This window comes from Chamaesiphon polymorphus CCALA 037, assembly GCF_003003845.1.
GTDB classification, from domain to species: Bacteria; Cyanobacteriota; Cyanobacteriia; order Cyanobacteriales; family Chamaesiphonaceae; genus Chamaesiphon; species Chamaesiphon polymorphus.
Genome location: NZ_PVWO01000414.1, coordinates 1 through 5,312 on the forward strand (window position 1 = coordinate 1; position 5,312 = coordinate 5,312).

A 5,312-nucleotide genomic window follows, 5' to 3' on the forward strand; every position below is an offset into this window, starting at 1 on the left:
CGCCGTCGGACTGATTTGCACGACTCGATATTCCTGAATATCTGCGGAAGCTGTCATAATGGCTCTGCGGATAAAATCTGGAAATATCGATATTAATCTCTCGCCAGTGAGATCGGGTAACCAAAAAATATCGTCGCATCGTCCTTCGATGCTGGTTAAAGCTGTGAATACCGAGCCACAGGGACACGGATCTTGTCGTTCGGTTAAAATATCATCCAAGCGATAGCGAATAATTGGTTGAGTTCGCCGATTAAAATCTGTAATAATCGGCATGAATTTTCCCAATTGGCGATCGATATATTCTTTTTGAATTACTAAGATATCTTCATTGAGATGTAGCGTACCATAGACACAAGTACTGCCTAAAAAACCTTCGGTACATTGATACAATTGATGGATAGTACGACCGAAACATTCGCTCAAATATGTCGCGTCTAAGGGGTCTAGCACCTCCGCCACGGCGATGATTTTCTCTGGGAGTATCTTTAGCTCGCCACTCGATCGAGCAGCGGCTAACAGCCTTAACATTGAAGGTGGGGCGACTAAAATTGTCGGATCGATTTTGTTGAGCCGCTCGAGGTGGTTTTCGACAGCAGCAAATAAATCGAAATACTCAAAGCGAATGCGTTGGCGTTGGACTGTTTCATAAAGATTGCTATTAGCTCTGAGAAAAAAAGCAATCCGTTCGGGTGTAAAAATCGAGTGCGGTAGTGCTTTTGCTAAGATCGTTCCCGCCCATAATTGCCGCTCTGCTGGGCTGACGAGAAATAAGCCCCGATTGCCACTCGTCCCCGAAGATAACCCGATCGTATACCCTTGAATGGTCGGAGTAAAGTTGCGCGTTGTTTCAGCTTCAATCGCGAGTTTAAAGGCTGAGTCTTTAGTAATTCCGACTGTATTTAAGTCATCAAAGTTGGCCATCATTGCCGATTTATACACGATCGGGAATGTTTGCCAATCACTCAGATCCAAGCCCTGGTATCGATCGCGATAAAATCGAGATTTGGGTAATATTTCGGCGAGAAAATTGATAACTTTAGTATTTTGCCAAGCTGAAAGTTGCTGGCGGCTCTTAAATTTTCGGACGTATTTTGTTACTAAATACTGCCGTAAGATTGCTAATTTATCGTTCACTGAGTATTAATTTAATCTAAACTATAATGATGATGTCATCGATCTCTTTAATCCCTCCCAAGTTTTCGCACAATGGGTGGGAACGATCTTTAGATCTGGATTGAGCTGATGCAATTGATGAATTTTGGCGAGTGTATCTACATACTCTCGATCGTTGGCAAAAATGAGACTGGCGATCGGATGTGGTTTGATAAAATCTTGATAAGCGCGACTGAGCCAACAAGCATCGGCAATTAGAAAATAACTGCGTTCGTCAGCATCAACCACAAATAAGCCTAGTTGTCCCGTAGCATGACCGGGGAGTTCGACAGCTAAGAGAGTACCATCGCCAAACAGATCGCAGCCAGTGTCAAATGGATGATACTGTGTGGGTAATAAAACAGTCTGGAGATCTTCTACCGAGATGCGGCGACGCTCGAAATCAGTAGGTAATAATCCTGGTAAAAAACCAGCCTTCAAAGCACTCCATCCCTGCCGATTTTTTACTGCTTGATAGGCAGAATTAAAACAGATAAATCGCGCATTTGGAAAATCTTGCAAACCGCCAACATGATCGGCATGAAAGTGAGAAATAATAATATAGTTTACCGAGTCTGGCGAAATACCTGCTTGTTGGAGCTGAGAAACAGCACTGTCTGCTGGCTGGAAATATACAGGCGTAGCTAGAGCGTATAACCGCAATGGCAAAGCACGAGTTTCTTGAAAAAATCGACTAGAATAGCCAGTATCGAATAAAATTACGCCGAGCGTTGGATGGACGATCGCGGCAAATAGAGAAGGAAAATTAGCCGATTGCCATTTGCCATCGCGGATGACTACCGCTTCTGGATGCGTGCAATATCCGGCTGAAAAAAATTTAATTTTAAGTGACATATCGATCGCTATTAACGTAAGTTGCTAGTTACTAGTTATCAGTATTTAGCGAATAGAGAGTAAGACGAATGCTGTCATTTTCTAACTACCCTCTACCCTCTCATAACTAGCAGCCTGGATTAGTATGAGTTTGATACCATCGAGCGAAAATATCTAATCCACTATCGATACTCACGCGAGGTTGATAGCCTAATTCGTGAGTAGCTGCCGTAATATCTAAGGTTTGACTATAAGCTAGTAATCCTACTGTATAACGAGTGAGAATGGGTTCTTTGCCCAACAATATTGTATTGGCAATAAGTTCCATTAGCGATGCAGTCCAATTCGCCGCGCGCAGTGAAATAGGTCTGAGTCGGCACGGTTCATCTAACTTTGTAAATAGTTTTGTCAATAAGTTAGCAACAGTAATTGGTTCTCCATTGGTAATATTAAAAATCTTGCCTAATGCAGTATCTGGCGCAGTTTGGCATAGCAATAAAGCATCGATGACATTATCTATATAGGTAATATCGATACAGGCTCGACCTCGATCGATAAAAGGAATCCCTACGCGCCGATTTGCTCTCATCAATCGGGGTAAAATTGCCGTATCGCCAGGGCCAAAAATACCGCGCGGTCTGATCGTAATTGTCGGTACGCCAGCTTGGTATGCTTTGCTAACTTCGAGTTCGGCTAATTGTTTGCTGCGCGTATAAGCATTAACGGGGATGGGTAAAGGTGTATCCTCTAAAATATTTAAGCGATCGCGGTAATCGCAATAAACAGCAGATGTAGACACATGAATTAATCGCTTAATCCGATGGATTTGACAGCCTTCAATGACATTTTTAGTACCTAAATAATTAATCTCATAAAAATCTCGCTCTTTGCCCCAGGGGGAAGATAAGGCACCACAATGAAAAACATAGTCTTGTCCTTGCAGATCGGCAATTATGCCTTCTCGATCTCTCAAATCTCTAGATACGAACCGGACATTTTCTGTGACTAGTCGATCGCCAATGGTAGAATTACGCCCTAAGGCCGTAACTTCATGTCCGAGTTGGCTGAGTTTAACTACCAATTGTTTGCCTAAAAATCCCGTCGCCCCAGTTATTAAACTTCTCATGAGAGTATTAAATTTCTACACCTTTTTCTTGCCAAATCGAGAGTTGAGTTATTGTATTTAATGTTAATATGCGATAAGTTGAATTTGAAATTAGCGATTGTCGATCGCTCAGATATTCTAGATGTTGATGAGTGCCAGTAGATTGCTCGATCGCTCGATTCTCGCGGATCGCTCTTGCGTATGCGCCTGTAGGAAACCAACGTCCGGGAAAGATAAATTTGCCAAGTTTAGCCCAATTATCCTGGCTCCCCGTCAACTGATAAAATCGATCGACAGCATCGAATCCCGCCGATGCTTTAAATACCCCGCCATACGCAATAATAATTAGGTTGACTTGTAATTCCTCCCGAAGTATTGGCGCAGCAGCTAAGGCAAGTCCCGCACCAATACTGCCACAAATCAGCCATAAATTACTATCTAGCGATGCGGCAGTTCCCAGTCGATTGCTAATACATCGAGCGATGGTATTGCCGTAGATTTTTTCTAAGATTGTTACTAATACCGTTTGCCAAAAGTTATATAGCGAGATTAACCACAATGGCAATTCTCTACCTCCTAAATATTGCCAAATCTGCCATCTGGAAAATTCGCGAGCAGTCGAGCTATCGTAGGGAAAAGGTGTAGCTATAATGAGATCTACATCGATGCGATCGCCTAATTCTTGCAAAAAATATTTTTGTTCTGGTGCTAAATCTTCGCTGGTATAATTACTAATGCCAGTCAAAAAAATTACCGCATTTTGCCATGGCATTTGGGACGTAGTAACCGATCTTGTAGATTTGCTCCACAAATACCACCACCACAATGTTTCTCCCAAAGTCCACAGCAAAATCATACTTGCTATGCCTATAATGCAACCCCAGATGACGATTTTCATTAACTGTTAACTCGTTTAAATCTCTGGTGCGCTCCGCTGTTTGATAATTTCAAAGCTGCCATCAGCATTAAGTTCGATCGTTTTCCCCCGCCACTCGATCCGCCGGGGCGAAAGTAAAGCTAAAATAATGTGCAGTGGCATAATCAGTTGGATCGCTAATAATAACAAGATATACCGATCGGGTGTGGCCTTGTTGAGATATTTAGTATTGAATTGTGTCAAAATATAAGCATTGACACCAAAATAGATAAGTGTGTAAATTGCAGCGGACATAGAAGGGAATAAGACCAGATAGCCGACAACTATCGTTGGGATGAATGTCGAAATCAGTGCCGTACTATAAAATATAGCGAGTTCGCGAATACTTATCGATTTGAGAATTGATTCTTGCGGAAAAATAAACCAACGATTTAAGAGACTAAAATAATGATTAGCATCTTTAATTTTGGTACTGATGCCATGACAAACGGGAGTTTGGGCTAGCAGATAGCCATGCGATCGAAAGTGTTTAGCAATCGCAAAATCATCGACAATGGATGTTTCTAGTCCTGAAAAGCCATCGACCCGATCGAGAACTTCGCGCTTCATCACAAAAAACATTCCGTTAATTGTAAAAGGTGCTGTCAAAAACGTATAAGGAACGTAGGTTAACAGGCTACTACTATTGACAACGCAAGATACTAACGCAGACCAAGTATTTGAAAAATTCAGATAATAAGGTAAGCCAAAGGCAACTCCAACTGCAGGTCGATCGAGAAATGGAATCGCGCGATCGAGTCCTCGATCGGGTAAAGTTGTATCGTCATCTAGCACCGCTATAATCTGACCTTGTGCCTGCTGCAATCCTTCAATTAATTTAAACATCTTGGGACTGATTCGCGCTGGGGCTTGTGGTAATGAAATCAGCTTGACGCTAACATCTGGGTATCGATCGATTAATTGCCGACAGCCGATTTGTGCCTCTGCGTCATCATCGTCGATCAGCCACAAAAATTCAGTAGGATAACTAGTTGTCATCTGTAAGTTCCCAGCCAGACAATCCCACAACGTAGGATCGCCACTCAGAATCGGTTGCAAGATACTGACTTGCGATTCAACAAGTGGATCTGTCGATCTGTCGATCTCATCTTCGCGCTGAAAAAAGTTTTCGATCGCCAGGTATTTACCAATTCTTTCAGCTAAAAATAATAACCCGATCGATAGAATTAAAAGGTTCATATATTTGCCCTGACAGATACAGTTTATTATTAGTACTAGGCGGCGCAAGTTAGGTTGCTATTTCACACTCTCAACTCCCTGCTCCCCGCTCCCCGCTCCCCGCTC

Annotated in this window: 5 protein-coding genes; all 5 read right to left on the reverse strand. The window is 42.5% G+C overall.

What is annotated here, in order from left to right; translation table 11 throughout:
* The coding region (locus C7B77_RS23190) for a F390 synthetase-related protein (protein WP_106310510.1) at positions 1-1,134 on the reverse strand (1,134 nt) is incomplete at its 3' end.
* 21 nt (positions 1,135-1,155) lie between these two features.
* Positions 1,156-2,007 carry an MBL fold metallo-hydrolase gene (locus tag C7B77_RS23195; RefSeq protein ID WP_106310498.1) on the reverse strand — a complete coding sequence of 284 codons (852 nt, stop codon included), beginning with the start codon at positions 2,005-2,007 and terminating at the stop codon, positions 1,156-1,158.
* A gap of 106 nt (positions 2,008-2,113) precedes the next feature.
* Positions 2,114-3,112 carry an NAD-dependent epimerase/dehydratase family protein gene (locus tag C7B77_RS23200; RefSeq protein WP_106310501.1) on the reverse strand — a complete coding sequence of 333 codons (999 nt, stop codon included), beginning with the start codon at positions 3,110-3,112 and terminating at the stop codon, positions 2,114-2,116.
* 7 nt (positions 3,113-3,119) lie between these two features.
* Positions 3,120-3,989: a hypothetical protein gene (locus C7B77_RS23205; protein WP_146138468.1), complete on the reverse strand. Its 870-nt coding sequence runs from the start codon at positions 3,987-3,989 to the stop codon at positions 3,120-3,122.
* Between the two features lie 15 nt (positions 3,990-4,004).
* Entirely contained in the window at positions 4,005-5,207 is a 1,203-nt protein-coding gene (locus tag C7B77_RS23210) for a glycosyltransferase family 2 protein (RefSeq protein ID WP_106310507.1), read from the reverse strand.
* Positions 5,208-5,312: the final 105 nt, after the last annotated feature.